15 protein-coding genes are annotated in these 16,347 nt (G+C 69.9%); 5 read left to right on the top strand and 10 right to left on the bottom strand.

Features of this window, described 5'->3' with window-relative positions; translation table 11 throughout:
- Positions 1-96: 96 nt before the first annotated feature.
- From folE to dacB, 6 genes are all read right to left on the bottom strand, one after another.
- Positions 97-702: a GTP cyclohydrolase I FolE gene (folE, locus tag IE97_RS0111420; RefSeq protein WP_030236051.1), complete on the bottom strand. Its 606-nt coding sequence runs from the start codon at positions 700-702 to the stop codon at positions 97-99.
- A 127-nt stretch (positions 703-829) separates the two neighbouring features.
- Complete coding sequence (gene ftsH, locus IE97_RS0111415; protein WP_030236049.1) at positions 830-2,872, bottom strand: ATP-dependent zinc metalloprotease FtsH; 2,043 nt, start codon at positions 2,870-2,872, stop codon at positions 830-832.
- 184 nt (positions 2,873-3,056) lie between these two features.
- A complete protein-coding gene (hpt, locus tag IE97_RS0111410) occupies positions 3,057-3,617 on the bottom strand; it encodes a hypoxanthine phosphoribosyltransferase (RefSeq protein WP_030236044.1) in 561 nt (186 codons plus the stop codon).
- Positions 3,618-3,676: 59 nt separating this feature from the next.
- Entirely contained in the window at positions 3,677-4,711 is a 1,035-nt protein-coding gene (gene tilS, locus IE97_RS0111405; protein ID WP_030236040.1) for a tRNA lysidine(34) synthetase TilS, read from the bottom strand.
- 196 nt (positions 4,712-4,907) lie between these two features.
- Positions 4,908-6,035: a zinc-dependent metalloprotease gene (locus IE97_RS0111400; protein WP_030236037.1), complete on the bottom strand. Its 1,128-nt coding sequence runs from the start codon at positions 6,033-6,035 to the stop codon at positions 4,908-4,910.
- Positions 6,036-6,193: 158 nt separating this feature from the next.
- Positions 6,194-7,774, bottom strand: coding sequence for a D-alanyl-D-alanine carboxypeptidase/D-alanyl-D-alanine-endopeptidase (gene dacB, locus IE97_RS0111395; protein ID WP_030236033.1), 1,581 nt, complete (start codon positions 7,772-7,774; stop codon positions 6,194-6,196).
- Positions 7,775-7,853: 79 nt separating this feature from the next.
- Here dacB and IE97_RS0111390 point away from each other — a divergent pair, with 79 nt between their 5' ends.
- Positions 7,854-8,345, top strand: a complete 492-nt coding sequence (locus IE97_RS0111390; protein WP_030236029.1) for an inorganic diphosphatase — start codon at positions 7,854-7,856, stop codon at positions 8,343-8,345.
- A gap of 126 nt (positions 8,346-8,471) precedes the next feature.
- A complete protein-coding gene (locus IE97_RS0111385) occupies positions 8,472-10,166 on the top strand; it encodes a threonine/serine ThrE exporter family protein (protein WP_030236025.1) in 1,695 nt (564 codons plus the stop codon).
- Between the two features lie 58 nt (positions 10,167-10,224).
- On the opposite strand, the gene IE97_RS0111380 is transcribed toward IE97_RS0111385, so the two are convergent.
- The gene (locus tag IE97_RS0111380; protein WP_030236021.1) at positions 10,225-11,112 is read right to left on the bottom strand and encodes a DedA family protein; all 888 of its coding nucleotides are present in this window, start codon (positions 11,110-11,112) and stop codon (positions 10,225-10,227) included.
- A 135-nt stretch (positions 11,113-11,247) separates the two neighbouring features.
- Between IE97_RS0111380 and IE97_RS0111375 the strand changes: the two genes are divergently transcribed.
- Positions 11,248-11,613: a YbjQ family protein gene (locus IE97_RS0111375; protein ID WP_030236018.1), complete on the top strand. Its 366-nt coding sequence runs from the start codon at positions 11,248-11,250 to the stop codon at positions 11,611-11,613.
- A gap of 18 nt (positions 11,614-11,631) precedes the next feature.
- Here IE97_RS0111375 and IE97_RS0111370 read toward each other — a convergent pair whose 3' ends face one another.
- Entirely contained in the window at positions 11,632-12,393 is a 762-nt protein-coding gene (locus IE97_RS0111370; protein ID WP_030236013.1) for a MerR family transcriptional regulator, read from the bottom strand.
- 102 nt (positions 12,394-12,495) lie between these two features.
- Here IE97_RS0111370 and IE97_RS0111365 point away from each other — a divergent pair, with 102 nt between their 5' ends.
- Complete coding sequence (locus tag IE97_RS0111365; protein ID WP_030236010.1) at positions 12,496-13,782, top strand: ion channel protein; 1,287 nt, start codon at positions 12,496-12,498, stop codon at positions 13,780-13,782.
- Positions 13,783-13,820: 38 nt separating this feature from the next.
- Positions 13,821-15,227 carry a glutamate decarboxylase gene (locus tag IE97_RS0111360; RefSeq protein WP_030236007.1) on the top strand — a complete coding sequence of 469 codons (1,407 nt, stop codon included), beginning with the start codon at positions 13,821-13,823 and terminating at the stop codon, positions 15,225-15,227.
- A gap of 11 nt (positions 15,228-15,238) precedes the next feature.
- Here the strand turns inward: IE97_RS0111360 and IE97_RS40115 are convergent, their stop codons facing one another.
- Together IE97_RS40115 and IE97_RS0111355 are read right to left on the bottom strand one after the other, a co-directional pair.
- Positions 15,239-15,460, bottom strand: a complete 222-nt coding sequence (locus tag IE97_RS40115; protein WP_078603177.1) for a DUF397 domain-containing protein — start codon at positions 15,458-15,460, stop codon at positions 15,239-15,241.
- Complete coding sequence (locus tag IE97_RS0111355; RefSeq protein WP_030236004.1) at positions 15,453-16,247, bottom strand: helix-turn-helix domain-containing protein; 795 nt, start codon at positions 16,245-16,247, stop codon at positions 15,453-15,455. Before IE97_RS0111355 ends, IE97_RS40115 begins: the two co-directional genes overlap by 8 nt.
- Positions 16,248-16,347 lie beyond the last annotated feature (100 nt).

Here is a 16,347-nt window from a genome sequence, read left to right as displayed (position 1 = left end):
TTGCTTGCTCGGCAGCCCACATCCCACCGCGCCACCCCCTGACCAGCGAACAACCCCGCTGATCAAGGACGGTATCGGACACCACTGACAATCAGCTCAACGCGCCAGTATCAGGCTCATCGCCTCGGCCCGGGTCGTAGCGTCCCGAAGCTGGCCACGGACCGCCGATGTCGTGGTCTTGGCCCCGGGCTTGCGGATCCCGCGCACGGACATGCACATGTGCTCCGCCTCGATCACGACTATGGCTCCCCGCGCCTCGAGGATCTTCATGAGGGAGTCGGCGATCTGCGTGGTGAGTCGTTCCTGCACCTGCGGCCGCCGGGCGAACACCTCGACGAGACGCGCCAGCTTCGACAGGCCGGTGATCTTGCCGGTCTCCGCCGGGATGTAACCCACGTGAGCTACGCCATGGAACGGCAGAAGATGATGTTCACAGAGGCTCACGATTTCGATGTCCTTGACCAGAACCATCTCATCGTGCCCCAGGTCGAACGTAGTCGTCAGGACATCCTCAGGCTCCTGTCGCAGCCCGGCCAGCAGCTCCCGATACGCCCGCGCCACCCGCGCCGGCGTCTCCCTCAGCCCCTCGCGGTCCGGGTCCTCGCCGACCGCTATCAGGAGTTCGCGCACGGCGTTCTCGGCCCGCTTCTCGTCGAAGTCGCCGATCTGGCCCTCGCCGTCCAGCGTCACGGGGTCGGTCATCTGGTGCCTCGTTCCTGTGTCCATCACGGGGCGGCCGCGGGAATGGCGAAAAGCCGCGCCCCCCAGGCTAAACCTGGGGGGCGCGGCATTCATTCCGGGCCCGGTGGGGCCGCCGGGAGAGCGATGATCAGCTCTCGGGGCGGTCCTCCGGAGCGTGCTCGGGCGCCGGGGCGGGCTCCGCCGCGGTGCTCTTCGCGGTGGTGATCGCCGGGGTCGCGCCGTTCGCCCCGTTCGTCAGGGCCAGCTCCTTGGGGGAGAGGACCGGCGGGCGGGTGGACGGCGTACGGCGGGAGGAGCCGGTCCAGGCGGGCCGCGGCGGGCGCTTGACGACCGGGGCGAAGATCTCGGCGATCTCCTCCTTGCCGAGCGTCTCCTTCTCGAGGAGCGCCAGCACCAGGTTGTCGAGCACGTCGCGGTTCTCGACCAGGATCTCCCAGGCCTCGTTGTGCGCGGTCTCGATGAGCTTCTTGACCTCTTCGTCGACCAGCGCGGCGACCTCTTCCGAGTAGTCGCGCTGGTGAGACATCTCACGTCCGAGGAAGGGCTCGGTGTTGTCGCCGCCGAACTTGATCGCACCGAGGCGCTCGGTCATGCCGTACTGCGTGACCATGGCCCGAGCCAGGCCGGTGGCCTTCTCGATGTCGTTGGCGGCGCCCGTCGTCGGGTCGTGGAAGACGAGCTCCTCGGCCGCGCGGCCGCCCAGCATGTAGGCGAGCTGGTCGAGCATCTCGTTGCGCGTGGTCGAGTACTTGTCCTCGTCCGGAAGCACCATCGTGTAGCCGAGGGCGCGGCCTCTCGACAGGATCGTGATCTTGTGGACGGGATCGGAGTTCGGTGAGGCCGCCGCGACCAGGGCGTGTCCGCCCTCGTGGTACGCGGTGATCTTCTTCTCCTTGTCCGACATGATCCGGGTCCGCTTCTGCGGGCCCGCGACCACACGGTCGATCGCCTCGTCGAGCATGTGGTTGTCGATCAGCTTCTGGTCGCTGCGGGCCGTCAGCAGGGCGGCCTCGTTCAGGACGTTGGCCAGGTCGGCACCGGTCATGCCGGGCGTGCGACGGGCGACGGCCGACAGGTCGACGTCGGGGGCGACCGGCTTGCCCTTCTGGTGGACCTTGAGGATCTCCAGTCGGCCCTGCATGTCCGGGCGGTCGACCGCGATCTGGCGGTCGAAGCGGCCGGGGCGCAGCAGCGCCGGGTCGAGGATGTCGGGCCGGTTCGTCGCGGCGATGAGGATCACGCCGCCCTTGACGTCGAAGCCGTCCATCTCGACGAGCAGCTGGTTCAGCGTCTGCTCGCGCTCGTCGTGTCCACCGCCGAGGCCGGCGCCGCGGTGGCGGCCGACGGCGTCGATCTCGTCGACGAAGACGATCGCCGGGGCGTTCGCCTTGGCCTGCTCGAACAGGTCACGGACTCGGGAGGCACCGACACCGACGAACATCTCGACGAAGTCGGAACCGGAGATCGAGTAGAACGGGACGCCGGCCTCGCCCGCGACGGCACGCGCGAGCAGGGTCTTGCCGGTGCCGGGAGGGCCGTAGAGCAGGACGCCCTTGGGGATCTTCGCCCCGACGGCCTGGAACTTCGCCGGCTCCTGCAGGAACTCCTTGATCTCGTGGAGCTCCTCGACGGCCTCGTCGGATCCCGCGACGTCCGAGAAGGTCGTCTTGGGGGTGTCCTTGGTGATGAGCTTCGCCTTGGACTTCCCGAAGTTCATGACGCGGGAGCCGCCGCCCTGCATCTGGTTCATCAGGAACAGGAAGACCACGACGATGAGGACCAGCGGGAGCAGGAAGGAGAGCAGGACTCCGACGAACGGGTTCTGCTTGGACGGCGAGACCGTGTAGCCGTCCGGGATCTGCTCTTGCTGGTACTTGTTCTGCAGCGTGTCGGCCAGGTCCTTGCCCTGGTCGCCGATGTAGCTCGCCTGGATCTTCGAGCTGCCCTCGACCTTCACGCCCTTCTTGAGCGTGACCTTGATGGTCTGGTCGTCACCGGTGGTCAGCTTGGCCGACTCCACCTTGTTCTGGTTGATCGCCTGGACGACCTGGCCGGTGTCCACCGTCTTGTGGCCACCGGACGAGCCGACGACCTGCATCAACACGACCACGGCGAGGACGGCCAGCACGATCCACATGACCGGCCCACGGAAGTATCGCTTCACGTCCATCCATACGGAGCGGTGCCGCCCCGTCCCTCCTGCCATAGTGAGTTTGATAAAGACTGTTCTTCGGACGGTACCCCAGCATTGTCACCTGAAGCCGCGCGGGACGGCTGGCGATCCGCCTACGCATGCTCCAACGGCGGGACGTCCACTGGGGTTCCCGATCACCGTCACGGCACTCCGGCCGGTTTCAGCCGCCGTACACGTGGGGCGCGAGCGTACCGACGAACGGGAGGTTGCGGTACTTCTCGGCGTAGTCGAGGCCGTAGCCGACGACGAACTCGTTGGGGATGTCGAATCCGACCCATTCCACGTCGATGGCGACCTTCGCGGCGTCGGGCTTGCGCAGCAGGGTGCACACCTTGAGGGAGGCGGGCTCGCGCGAGCCGAGGTTGGAGATCAGCCAGGACAGGGTCAGGCCGGAGTCGATGATGTCCTCGACGATGAGGACGTGCTTGCCCTTGATGTCGGTGTCGAGGTCCTTGAGGATCCGCACCACACCGGAGGACTGGGTGCCCGCCCCGTACGAGGATACGGCCATCCAGTCCATGGTGACGGGGGTGGACAGCGCCCGGGCGAGATCGGCCATGACCATCACCGCGCCCTTGAGGACGCCGACGATCAGCAGGTCCTTGCCCGCGTACTCCGCGTCGATCTTCGCTGCCAGCTCGGTCAGCTTGGCGTCGATCTCTTCCTTGGTGATGAGCACCTGCTGGAGGTCGGCACCCATGTCTTTCGCGTCCACCCGCATCACTTTCGGTCGTCCCTGGCCGGGCGGCCCCTCCATGGACTGCTCGGAGGGGTCGCTGTTCAGCCTTGCCGAATCACCAGTCTGCCACCCTGCCGCCGGGCCACGACCTTGCCGGGGAGGTTGATGGCTCCCTGGCCGCGCCAGCCGGTGATCAGCCGGTCGACTTCCTCGATGTGGCGGGCGAACAGCGAGCCGGCGGGGGCACCGGCGGCGATGGCGGCCCGGCGCAGGACGCGGCGGCGTACGGCGGGGGGCAGGGCGTAGAGCTTGGCGCACTCCAGGTGTCCGGTGGCGTCGCGGACGGTGGCCTCGGCCTGGGTGGCCCAGGTGTCGAGGGCGTCGGCGTCGTCGCGGGAGAGCCGGGCCGTACGGGCGAGGGCCTCGACGACGCCTTTGCCGAGGGCCTTCTCCAGGGCGGGCAGGCCTTCGTGGCGCAGCCGGGAGCGGGTGTAGGCCGGGTCGGCGTTGTGGGGGTCGTCCCAGACGGGCAGGGACTGGACCATGCAGGCCTTGCGGGCGGTCTGCCGGTCGAGTTCCAGGAAGGGGCGCCGGTAGCGGCCGCCGGCCCCCGAGACCGCGGCCATTCCGGACAGGGAGCGGATGCCGGAGCCCCGGGCGAGGCCCAGCAGGACGGTTTCGGCCTGGTCGTCGCGGGTGTGGCCGAGCAGGACGGCGGCGGCGCCGTGGCGTTCGGCCGCGGTGTCGAGTGCGGCGTAGCGGGCGTCGCGGGCGGCGGCTTCGGGCCCGCCGGCGCGGCCGACGGAGACGGCGACGGAGTCGACCGGATCGAGGCCGAGTTCGCGCAGGCGCAGGACGACTTCGGCGGCGCGCACGTCGGAGCCGGGCTGGAGGCCGTGGTCGATGGTGACGCCGCCGGCTCTGACGCCGAGCTTGGGGGCCTCGAAGGCGAGGGCGGAGGCCAGGGCCATGGAGTCGGCGCCGCCGGAGCATGCCACGAGGACGAGCGGTGGGGGCGTCTCGTGCGAGGGGGCATGCGGAAGTGCCGCGGGGGCGCGGTTGTGCTCGGTGAGGAGGTCGTGGAGGACGCGGCGGACCGCCAGGCGTATCGCCGCGACCGCAGGATGGGGACCCATGTCCGGTTCCCTTCATGAAGTTTTCGGGGGTGAGCCCGAGGTTCGGTCACTCAGAGTGTGTAGATGGTGACAGAACCGGGCCGTTCCCCGAGCATTGCACGCCTACCCCTCGCTCACGGTCCCTCGGACGGGTGATTGAAGGGGCGTTTGCCTGCCGTCGGCCGGTTTCCGTTCACGACTGTCCCGCCGCGTTTCACTACTCGGTCCTGCGGTGCACCCGCGCGACCCAGTCCGCCGGTTTGGAGATCTCCGCCTTCGTGGGCAGGGTGTTGGGCGAGGTCCACACGCGGTTGAAGCCGTCCATGCCGACCTCGTCGACGACGGCTCGTACGAAGCGTTCGCCGTCCCGGTACTGGCGGAGCTTGGCGTCCAGGCCGAGCAGTTTGCGCAGGGCCAGGTCCAGGCGGGAGGCGCCCTTGGCGCGGCGCTGCTGGAACTTCTCGCGGATCTCGCCGACGCTCGGTACGACGTCGGGGCCGACGCCGTCCATGACGAAGTCGGCGTGGCCCTCGAGCAGGGACATCACGGCCGTGAGGCGTCCGAGGATCTCGCGCTGGGCGGGGGTCTGGACGATCTCGACGAGGGAGCGGCCGCCGTCGTCCTCCTCGGCCTCGGGGCGGCCCCCGGCGAGGGTCTGGGCGGCTTCCCGGACGCGTTCCAGGACGGTCATGGGGTCGACGTCGGTTTCCGCCAGGAAGGACTGGATCTCGCCCTCGAGGTGGTCCCGCAGCCAGGGCACGGCGGTGAACTGGGTGCGGTGCGTCTCCTCGTGCAGGCACACCCAGAGCCTGAAGTCGTGCGGGTCGACGTCGAGTTCGCGCTCCACGTGGACGATGTTGGGGGCCACGAGGAGGAGCCGGCCGCCGCCGTTGCGGCCGGCGGGGAGTTCGCGGGTGGCGGGGGCGAAGGTCTCGTACTGGCCGAGGACGCGGGAGGCCAGGAACGACAGCAGCATGCCGAGTTCCACGCCGGTGACCTTGCCGCCGACGGCGCTCATGACCGCGCCGCCGGTGCTGTTTCCGCGCCGTTCCTGCATCTTGTCGAGGAGGGGCCTGAGGATCTCCCGGAAACCGGCGACGTTGGCCCGGATCCAGCCCGGGCGGTCGACGACCAGGACGGGGGTGTCGTGGCCCTCCTCCGCGCCCAGCAGGGTGAAGCCCCGGACGTGTTCCTCCGAGGCCTTCGCGTGCCGTCGCAGTTCCGCGACGACGGCCCTCGCCTCGTCGCGGCTGACGTCGGGGCCCGGCCGTACGAGCCGGGTCGCGGTCGCGACCGCGAGATTCCAGTCGACCATGCCGGATGAGGCACCACCGATGCTCGTCATGCGTCAACCGTACGTGAGCGCTGGCCGCTGGGGCAGGGCGGCGAGGGGTGGGTGTATTTGCTGTTTGTTAGCAGGTACTCGGCGTTGCAGGCCGTGCCCACCCGTGCCGCCCCAGCGGCACGACTGCCCACGGCGGGGGCACATCCGCTGGGGGGCCGCTATCTGCAGCCGCAGCGGGCCAGTGTTGTCGCGGCTTTGTCGAGGGCCTTCTGGGCGGCGTCCGGGTTTGTCGTGTTGTTGGCCAGGAAGGCGAAGGCCAGGAGGCGGCCGTCCTGGTCGACCGTGGTGCCCGCGAGGGCGTTGACGCCGGTCAGGGTGCCTGTCTTGGCGCGGACGACGCCGGCCGCGCCGTCCGTGTAGCGGGTGGTCAGGGTGCCGGTGAAGCCGGCGACGGGGAGGCCGGTGAGGGCCGGGCGGAGTTCGGGGTGGGCGGGGTCGGCGGCCTTGGTCAGGAGGGCTGTGAGGAGGTTCGCCGTCAGCCGGTCGGCGCGGTTGAGGCCGCTGCCGTCCTTGAAGCGGGCGCCGTCGACGGGGAGGCCGAGTCCGCGGAGCCGGGCGGTGACCGCCCGGTCGGCGCCGGCGAAGTCGGCGCTCTCGCCGGTGGCGATCGCCGTCTGGCGGGCCAGGGCCTCGGCGATGTCGTTGTCGCTGTTGGTCAGCATGCGTTCGACCAGGGTGGACAGCGGGGGCGAGGAGACCTCGCCGAGTGTGCTCGCACGGGTTGTGGCCTTCGACGGGCCCGGGAACGTGGCCTTGATGCCGCGGGACTTGAGAAGGTCACCGAAGCGGCGGGCCGCGTCCGTCGCCGGGTCGGTGACGCGGGTGACCGGGCCGCTCGTCGAGTCGTTCGTGCGGCCCTCGTCGGCCATGAGGGGGCTGACGAGGGCGAGATTGGGGTTGACCCCGATCGGGTGCATTTGGGGGCCCGTGTAGCGGGTCGTGTCGTAGGAGAGGGTCACCTCGCGGATGCCGCGCTGGGCCAGGGCCGCGGCCGTCCGGTCGGCGAGGACGCGCAGGCTGGCCCACCCGTCGATGGCCTCGCGGGCCGTGAGGGTGGGGTCGCCGCCGCCGACCAGGACGACTTCGTTGGTGTCGGGTTCCAGCGCGGCGCGGGTGGTGAGGCGGTGGTCGGGTCCCATCGCGGACAGCGCGGCGACGGCCGTGGCGATCTTCGTTGTCGAGGCCGGGGTGAGCGCGGCGTCCGGGTTCGTGCCGTACAGCCGCCTGCCGGTCGTGACGTCCACGACCGCCGCGGCGGGCCGGGGGCCCAGCGCCGGGTCCTTCAGCAGGGGTGTGAGGGCGTTCGCGAGGGCCTTGCCGTGCGGTGCGGACCTCACGGTGTTGACGCCGCCGAGTCCGGTCAGGACGGGATCGGCGCTGGGGGCGGGCCGGGGCTGCGCGGGTGTGCCGGGGACTCGGCCGTGATCTGTGCCACCCACGCGGGAGAGGGCGGCGGCCCGGTCCCGCTCGGCCGTACGCTGACCCGAGGAGTCCCAGGGACCGGTGGCGGTCACCACGCCGGCGGCCAGGGCCAGCCCGGCGGTGGCGGCGCCCGCGGTGTACTGCCAGGTCTTCGGCGGCGTGACCCACGCGACCTGCGGTTTCCCGGCACGGGCGAGCCGCGCGACCCGTGGTTTCGCTGCCGCGGCGGCCCGGGCCAGGCGTGGTCGTACGGCATCCGCGATCCGCACCACGTGCGGTCTCGCGGCCCGCCAAGGCCTCAGCTCTGGCACGACCACCAGCCCCTTTCGCGATCACACACCTGCGTGAGGGACACTTAACCACCAGAACTATGTGTTGATCATGGAGGAGCCACCGGTGGAGTTCGACGTCACGATCGAGATTCCGAAGGGTTCGCGCAACAAGTACGAGGTGGACCACGAGACCGGTCGGATCCGCCTGGACCGTCGCCTCTTCACCTCGACCAGCTACCCGGCCGACTACGGCTTCGTCGAGAACACCCTCGGCGAGGACGGCGACCCGCTGGACGCGCTGGTCATCCTGGACGAGCCGACCTTCCCCGGCTGCCTCATCCAGTGCCGTGCGATCGGCATGTTCCGCATGACGGACGAGGCCGGCGGCGACGACAAGCTGCTGTGCGTGCCGGCGCACGACCCGCGTGTGGAGCACCTGCGGGACATCCACCACGTGTCGGAGTTCGACCGTCTGGAGATCCAGCACTTCTTCGAGGTCTACAAGGACCTGGAGCCGGGCAAGTCGGTCGAGGGCGCCAACTGGGTGGGCCGTACGGACGCCGAGGCGGAGATCGAGCGGTCCTACAAGCGCTTCGAGGAGCAGGGCGGTCACTGACCTACCTTTCTGACGCAGACGGGCCGCACGCGTGCGTGTGCGGCCCGTTCGTGCGTCTGTGCGCATACTGAGGCTGAACGGGTAACCGAGGCTGATGTGCAGGGTCGTACAGGGAGTTCCAGAGCAGTGACGGATGCGGTGGACCGCAAGCCGAGGTCGGACGAGGCGAGGAGCGGGTTCCTGCCGCCGTCCGGGACATCCGTCGACGGGGACATGTCGACGACGTCGGAGTTCGCGCTACCCGAGGGCCTGGCCGTGCCGAGACCGACGGCCACGGAGTCCGAGACGACGTCCGAGTTCGCGGTGCCGGACGGGCTGGACGTGCAGGCGCCCGCGGCGGAGTCGGAGGGCTCGGCGTTCACGCCGCCGAGCACCTACAGCGCGAAGCAAGCGCCGTCGGCGTTCACGCCGCCGAGCGGGATCCCCGTGGTCAGCCTGACCAAGGACGTGCCCTGGCAGGACCGGATGCGCACCATGCTGCGCATGCCGGTGGCGGACCGGCCGGCGCCGGAGCCCAGTCAGCGCGGCAGCGACGACAGCGGTCCCGCGGTGCCGCGCGTGCTCGACCTGACGCTGCGTATCGGAGAGTTGCTGCTGGCGGGTGGTGAGGGTGCCGAGGACGTGGAGGCGGCGATGTTCGCCGTCTGCCGGTCCTACGGGCTGGACCGCTGCGAGCCCAACGTGACCTTCACGCTGCTGGCGATCTCGTACCAGCCATCGCTCGTCGACGATCCGGTCACGGCCTCGCGGACCGTGCGCCGCCGGGGCACCGACTACACACGCCTGGCGGCCGTCTACCAGCTGGTGGACGACCTCAGCGACGACGAGACGGCGGTCTCCCTGGAGGAGGCCTACCGGCGGCTGGCGGAGATCCGCCGTAACCGGCACCCCTACCCCGGCTGGGCGCTGACCGGCGCGAGCGGACTGCTGGCGGGTGCGGCCTCGGTGCTGGTGGGCGGTGACGTGATCGTGTTCGTCGCGGCGGCGCTGGGCGCGATGCTCGGCGACCGGCTGGCATGGCTGTGCGCGGGGCGCGGGCTGCCGGAGTTCTACCAGTTCACGGTGGCGGCGATGCCGCCGGCCGCGATCGGGGTGGCGCTGACGCTGGGCCACGTCGATGTGAAGGCGTCCGCGGTCATCACCGGTGGGCTGTTCGCGCTGCTGCCCGGGCGGGCGCTGGTGGCGGGTGTGCAGGACGGGCTGACCGGTTTCTACATCACGGCGTCCGCGCGTCTGCTGGAGGTCCTGTACTTCTTCGTGGGCATCGTCGCGGGCGTGCTGCTGGTGCTGTACTTCGGTGTGCAGCTGGGCGCGCGGCTGAACCCGGACGCGGCGCTCGGGGCCTCCGACGAGCCGCTGCTGATGATCGGGGCGTCGATGCTGCTGTCGCTGGCGTTCGCCGTGCTGCTGCAGCAGGAACGAGCCACCGTGGTGTGGGTGACGCTGAACGGGGGCGTCGCCTGGGTCGTGTACGGGGCGATGCACTACGCCGGGGACATCTCGCCGGTGGCGTCCACCGCGGCGGCCGCGGGACTGGTGGGGCTGTTCGGGCAGCTGCTGTCCCGGTACCAGTTCGCCTCCGCGTTGCCCTACACGACGGCGGCGATCGGGCCGCTGCTGCCGGGTTCCGCCACCTACTTCGGTCTGCTGGCGATCGCGCAGAGCGAGGTGGACGAAGGGCTGGTGTCGCTGTCCAAGGCGGTGGCCCTGGCCATGGCGATCGCCATCGGGGTGAATCTGGGGTCCGAGATCTCGCGGATGTTCCTGCGGATCGGGTCCGCGGAGAAGCGGCGGGCCGCCAAGCGGACCAGGGGTTTCTAGCGCCGAGTGGCTTGTGGCTCGGGGCTTCCTGTCCGTTGGCGGCCGCGGGTCGTGCCGGTCAGTAGCCGCCGTTGTAGGGCTGCTGGTTGCCCTGCTGGGTGCCATACGGCTGCTGCTGGCCGTAGCCCGGGTTCTGCGGGTACTGGTTGTAGTACTGCTGGTCGTTGTAGCCGCCCTGGTTGCCGCCCTGGTTGCCGTACTGGGGCTGCTGGGGCTGCTGCTGGTGGGGCGGCTGGGCGTCCGGGGTGATGCGGCGGAGCTGGGTCGTCGCGTCGTCCATGGCCGGAGGCTGCTGCCGGTGTTCCGCGGGGGCCTCCGCCGCCGCGCGCTTCTTCTGGGAGCGGTCGCGGAGGTACTCGATGATGATCGGGACGACGGACAGGAAGACGATCAGGATGAGGATCGACTCGACGTTCTTCTTGATGAAGCCGATCTGGCCGAGCCAGTAGCCCGCGAGGGTGACGCCGGTGCCCCAGGCGATGCCGCCGATGACGTTGTACGTGAGGAACGTGCGGTACTTCATGCGGCCGGCGCCGGCGACGATGGGGGCGAAGGTGCGCACGATGGGGACGAAGCGGGCCAGGACGATCGCCTTCGGCCCGTACTTCTCCATGAACTCGTGGGCCTTGTCCAGGTTCTCCTGCTTGAAGAGCTTGGAGTTGGGCCGGTTGAACAGCTTCGGCCCCAGGAACTTGCCGATCATGTAGCCGACCTGGTCACCGACGACGGCGGCGATCACGATCAGCGTGCACACCAGCCAGAGCGGCTGGGTGATGTAGGTGCCCTCGGCCACGAAGAGGCCGGCCGTGAACAGCAGGGAGTCACCGGGCAGGAACGCGAAGAGTCCGGACTCGGCGAAGACGATGAGCAGGATGCCGGGCAGGCTGAACGTCGAGATCAGATAGTCCGGGCTGAGCCACTCGGGGCCGAGCGCAAGCGTGGTCACGGGGATGTGGCTCCTGCTGCTGGGGGGTACGGGCGGGGGCTGACTGCTTCAAAGTATCAACGCAGCCGTCATGACCCAGGTTCCATGGGCGTACTCAGGATGCACTGTGCGCGGTCCCGGTCAAAGCTGTGGACCATGAGCATCGATGAATACGGCGGTGGACAGGGCCCCCGGCCCGACGTCATCGTCGTCACCACGAACGACGTTCCCGGCTACCGCGTGCAGGAGGTGCTCGGTGAGGTCTTCGGCCTGACCGTGCGTTCCCGGCACCTGGGAAGCCAGATCGGCGCCGGCCTGAAGTCGATGGTCGGCGGTGAGCTGCGCGGGCTCACCAAGACGCTCGTGCAGACCCGCAATCAGGCCATGGAGCGGCTGGTGGAACAGGCACAGGCGCGTGGCGCCAACGGGGTGCTGGCGTTCCGCTTCGACGTGACGGAAGCGGCGGACGTGGGCACCGAGGTGTGCGCGTACGGGACGGCGGTGGTCCTGGCCCAGGAGTGAGACCCCCGGGCCAGGACTTCAGGAGGTGTGCCGGGCCGCGTTCGCGGCGATGGCGTCCCTGAGGTGTTCGGCGAGACCCGGGCGCATCGAGTCGTAGAACGCCTTGAAGCGCTCGTCGGAGACGTACATCTCGCCCAGGCAGCGGTGGAGTTCGTGGGAGCACTCGTAGAACCAGGTGCAGATGTGCTGCCGGTGCTCCTCCGCGAGGGTCATGGCCGCCTCGCCGGCGGGCGGTTCCCCGGCGGCCATCAGGGCGTCGTAGCGCGTACCCCAGTCGGCGGCCTCGGCCTGGATGCGTTGCCAGTCCTCCTTGGTGTAGCGGGCCGTGCGGCGCTGCGACTCGGCGTACTCGTCCGTGCCGCCCCAGCGCTCCTCGACCTCGTCGGCGTACTGCTCCGGGTCCTTGCCCCCGAAGACCTCGAACTTCTCCTCGGGCGTGAGGTTGATGCCCATCTTGCGTGCCTCCATGGCGTGCTCCACGGCCGCCGCCATCTTCCGCAGCTTCTCGATCCGGGCGGTCAGCAGCTCGTGCTGGCGGCGCAGGTGTACGCGCGGGTCCGCGTCCGGGTCTTCGAGCAGGGCGGCGACCTCGTCGAGCGGGAAGCCGAGCTCCCGGTAGAACAGGATCCGCTGCAACCGGTCGAGGTCGGCGCCGCTGTAGCGCCGGTGTCCCGCGTGGCTGCGTTCGCTGGGGACGAGCAGGCCGATGTCGTCGTAATGGTGCAACGTGCGCACCGTGACGCCGGCGAAGCCCGCGACCTGTCCCACGGAGTAGCTCACTTCCGCTCCCTTCTCGGTACGTCCTCCACGGTCGGGCCTCACGCCGCGTGAGGTGCAAGCGTGTTTCCGGTTTGTCAGCTTTTCTCCGCTTATGGTGTGCCCGTGGTCCAGGACTCCGCGCAGCAGGCGCCCTCCGTCACCCCCGCGACTCCCGCCCGTGATCTGCTGCCGTCGATCCTGCCCGCTGTCGCCGCAGGGGTGATGTGCGGCCTGCTCCTGGTGGGCGTGGAGGTCGCCGCCGAGCAGCTCCAGCACGTGCTGTGGCGGACCGTGCCGGACGCGCTGGGGATCGGCCGGTACTCCGTGGCGTGGATGTTCGTGATGCTGGTGGCGACCGGGTTCGCGGTCGGGCTGGTGGTGTGGAAGGTGCCGGGGCACGCCGGACCGGATCCGGCCACCCTCGGTCTGGACGCCCCCGTCCTGCCTCCGGTGGTGCTGCCCGGGCTGGTGCTGGCGACCGGGCTGATGCTGGCCGGCGGGCCGAGCCTCGGCCCCGAGAACCCGATCATCGCCGTGAACGTCGGCCTGGCGGTCTGGCTGGGCGCCCGGGCCGTCCCCCGGGCGCCGGGCCGGATCTGGCCGGTCCTGGCGGAGGCGGCGACGATCGGCGCCCTGTTCGGGACTCCCGTGGCGGCCGCCCTGGTGATCTCCGAGGCGCTGGCCGGACAGCAGACGCGCGGTCTGCTGTGGGACAACCTGTTCGCGCCGCTGACCGCTGCGGCGGCCGGTTCCCTGACCGCCACCCTTCTCGACCGCACGAGCTTCGACCTGGACCTGCCGGACTTCGGGCAACCCGCATGGGGGGACCTGGCAGCCGCGGTGGTGGTCGCCTCGCTGGGCGCGCTGCTCGCCCTGTGCGCCGTGTACGCCTTCCCGTACGTCCACGGGGCCTTCCGCAAGCTGCGGCACCCGATGCTGATGCTCCCGGCCGGCGGGGTCGTGCTGGGGGGCCTCGCGGCGGCGGGCGGCCATCTGACGCTCTTCAAGGGGCTCGACGAGATCGCCACGCTGGCGCACGACCCGGAGGGCTGGTCGGCCGGGGAGTTCGCCGTCATGACGGTGGTGAAGCTGGCCGCGCTGCTCGTCGCCGCGTCCTGCGGCTTCCGCGGCGGGCGGATCTTCCCGGCCGTGTTCGTCGGCACCGCCCTCGGGCTGGGCGCACACGCCCTGGTGTCCGGCGTGCACCCGTCGGTGGGTGTGTCCGCCGCGGTGCTCGGGGTGCTGATGGCCATCACCCGGCAGGGCTGGGTGAGCCTGTTCGTCGCCGCGGTGCTGGTCGCCTCGCCGGGGATCATCGCCCTGCTCTGCGTCGCCTCGCTGCCGGCCTGGCTGCTGGTGACGGGCCGGCCGCAGATGCAGCTGCGGCCGGACGGGACACCGGTCCGATGACATCGCCCTTTCGCACCCAACCGACACTGGAGGCTCCCTTGCCGCTCCACGAAGGCCCCCGCACGGACGGCGAACGCCGGATGTCCGTCAACCCCTTCTACGGACCCGCCAATCCCCTCGGCGACATGGCCGGGGCCCCGCCCACACACCGGCTCCCGGACCTGCCCATGCCACCGGAGATCGCCCACCAGCTGGTACGCGACGAGCTGATGCTCGACGGCAACGCGCGGCTGAACCTCGCCACGTTCGTCACCACCTGGATGGAACCGGAGGCCGGGCTGCTGATGGCGGAGTGCCGGGACAAGAACATGATCGACAAGGACGAGTACCCGCGCACCGCCGAACTGGAGCGGCGGTGCGCGGCGATGCTCGCCGACCTGTGGCACGTGCCCGACCCGGCGACGGCCATGGGGTGTTCGACGACCGGGTCGAGCGAGGCGTGCATGCTCGCCGGGATGGCGCTGAAGCGGCGCTGGGCGAAGCGCAACGCCGACCGGTATCCGGGGGCCCGGCCCAATCTGGTGATGGGCATCAACGTGCAGGTCTGCTGGGACAAGTTCTGCGCCTTCTGGGAGGTCGAGCCCCGGCTGGTCCCGATGGAGGGCGAGAGGTTCCACCTGGACCCGCAGGCCGCCGCCGAGCTGTGCGACGAGAACACCATCGGGGTCGTCGGGATCCTGGGCTCCACCTTCGACGGGTCCTACGAGCCGGTCGCCGACCTGTGCGCGGCGCTGGACGCGCTGCAGGAGCGGACCGGGCTCGACATCCCCGTGCATGTCGACGGTGCCTCCGGCGCGATGGTCGCGCCGTTCCTCGACGAGGACCTGGTGTGGGACTTCCGGCTGCCGAGGGTGGCGTCGATCAACACCTCGGGGCACAAGTACGGCCTCGTCTACCCGGGCGTCGGCTGGGCGCTGTGGCGGGACGCGGACGCGCTGCCGGAGGAGCTGGTGTTCCGGGTGAACTACCTGGGCGGTGACATGCCGACGTTCGCGCTCAACTTCTCCCGGCCGGGCGCGCAGGTCGTGGCGCAGTACTACACGTTCCTGCGGCTGGGCAGGACCGGCTACCAGGCCGTTCAGCAGGCCGCGCGGGACGTGGCCATGGGCATGGCCGCACGGATCGAGGAGCTCGGCCACTTCCGGCTGCTGACCCGGGGCGACGAGCTGCCGGTGTTCGCCTTCACGACCGCCCCGGACGTGACGGCGTACGACGTCTTCGACGTCTCCCGCCGACTGCGCGAGAGCGGCTGGCAGGTGCCCGCGTACACCTTCCCGGCCAACCGCGAGGACCTGTCGGTGCTGCGGGTGGTGTGCCGCAGCGGCTTCACCGCCGACCTCGCCGAAATCCTCATGGAGGACCTGGAACGCCTGCTGCCGGAGCTGCGGCGGCAGCCGGGCCCGCTCACCCGGGACACGGACGCGGCGACCGGGTTCCACCACTGACGACAGGGCGGTCAGGAGGGGAAGGCACCGCTCCTGACCGCCGTGACGAACGCCGACCAAGCGGACTCCGGGAGGATGATCGCGGGTCCCTGGGGGTTCTTCGAGTCGCGTACGGGAACGCCCTGGCGGTGGCCGTCGAGGACTTCCAGGCAACTTCCTGCTTCGCTGTTGCTGAAAGAAGACTTACGCCAGCCATTCAACTTGGCGGATTCCGGAACGATTCGGTCATTCATGGTGTCCGTAACCTCTCGCCGTGGCCCTGAGCATGGCCAGTGATTCCTTCATGGGCATGGCGTCACTCAGCGCGAGATCGTAGCGACTTTGCAGATCGTGAACCACGGTCGGTGAGTCGTGGAGCTTCCCCATTCGCACACCCTCGCTGTACGCCACAGGCGGCTGGTCCTCGAACCACATGAGCGTGAGCATTCCTTCCAGCAGCCAGTGGTGGCCCACGCCGAACGGCATCACGTGCACACGGATGCGTCCCGTCTCGGCGAGGCGAACGATGTGCGTGATCTGCTCCGCCATGACGCCTTCACCCCCCATCGGGCGCCTCAGCACTGCCTCATCGAGGAGCGCCCACACTACGGGCGAAACGGGGTCCTCAAGGATCATCGCGCGCTCAAGGCGTGTGACAAGGCGTCTGTCACACTCCTCTTCACTCACCGGAGGGAAGCCCGAGCTCAACACCGCACGCGCGTACGCTTTCGTCTGGAGGATTCCTGGCACGAACGACAGAGCGAACTCGCGAATCATCACTGCTTGCTGCTCAAGGAGACGCACCGACTCAAAGTAGTCCGCCGCTGCAACTTCCTCCTGCGGCAGAAAGCTGCTCAGCACGTTCCCCGTGTTCAGAGCGCTGTCCAGCCGCCTCGCGTCCTCCTTGGAGGGCACCCGGCGCCCCGCCTCGATATGCGCGATGTGAGTGCGCGTCATGACCGCCCTGTCGGCCAGCTGCTGCTGTGTCAGCCCGGCCGCCTCGCGCTGCTCCTTGAGCCAGTCGCCGTACTTGGTGCCCAAGAGATCTACCCCCTTGTGACAAATGCCCTGTCACGTCTCACCCCCTGGCGAGCCTAGTCCGATTGCTCTCACTCTGTATGTCGATCGCTACAGACAGCGA

This window comes from Streptomyces sp. NRRL S-455 (assembly GCF_000717875.1).
GTDB lineage: Bacteria > Actinomycetota > Actinomycetes > Streptomycetales > Streptomycetaceae > Streptomyces.
Note: the sequence above shows the minus strand (reverse complement) of the source record. Positions and strands in the feature narration are given on the sequence as shown.

Excerpts from the sequence above, each read along its gene's own strand:
- ftsH (WP_030236049.1), bottom strand. The coding sequence starts at position 2,872 with ATGGACGTGAAGCGATACTTCCGTGGGCCGGTCATGTGGATCGTGCTG.
- hpt (WP_030236044.1), bottom strand. The coding sequence starts at position 3,617 with ATGCGGGTGGACGCGAAAGACATGGGTGCCGACCTCCAGCAGGTGCTC.
- tilS (WP_030236040.1), bottom strand. The coding sequence starts at position 4,711 with ATGGGTCCCCATCCTGCGGTCGCGGCGATACGCCTGGCGGTCCGCCGC.
- folE (WP_030236051.1), bottom strand. The coding sequence starts at position 702 with ATGACCGACCCCGTGACGCTGGACGGCGAGGGCCAGATCGGCGACTTC.
- IE97_RS40115 (WP_078603177.1), bottom strand. The coding sequence starts at position 15,460 with ATGAATGACCGAATCGTTCCGGAATCCGCCAAGTTGAATGGCTGGCGT.
- IE97_RS0111375 (WP_030236018.1), top strand. The coding sequence starts at position 11,248 with ATGAGCATCGATGAATACGGCGGTGGACAGGGCCCCCGGCCCGACGTC.
- IE97_RS0111400 (WP_030236037.1), bottom strand. The coding sequence starts at position 6,035 with ATGACGAGCATCGGTGGTGCCTCATCCGGCATGGTCGACTGGAATCTC.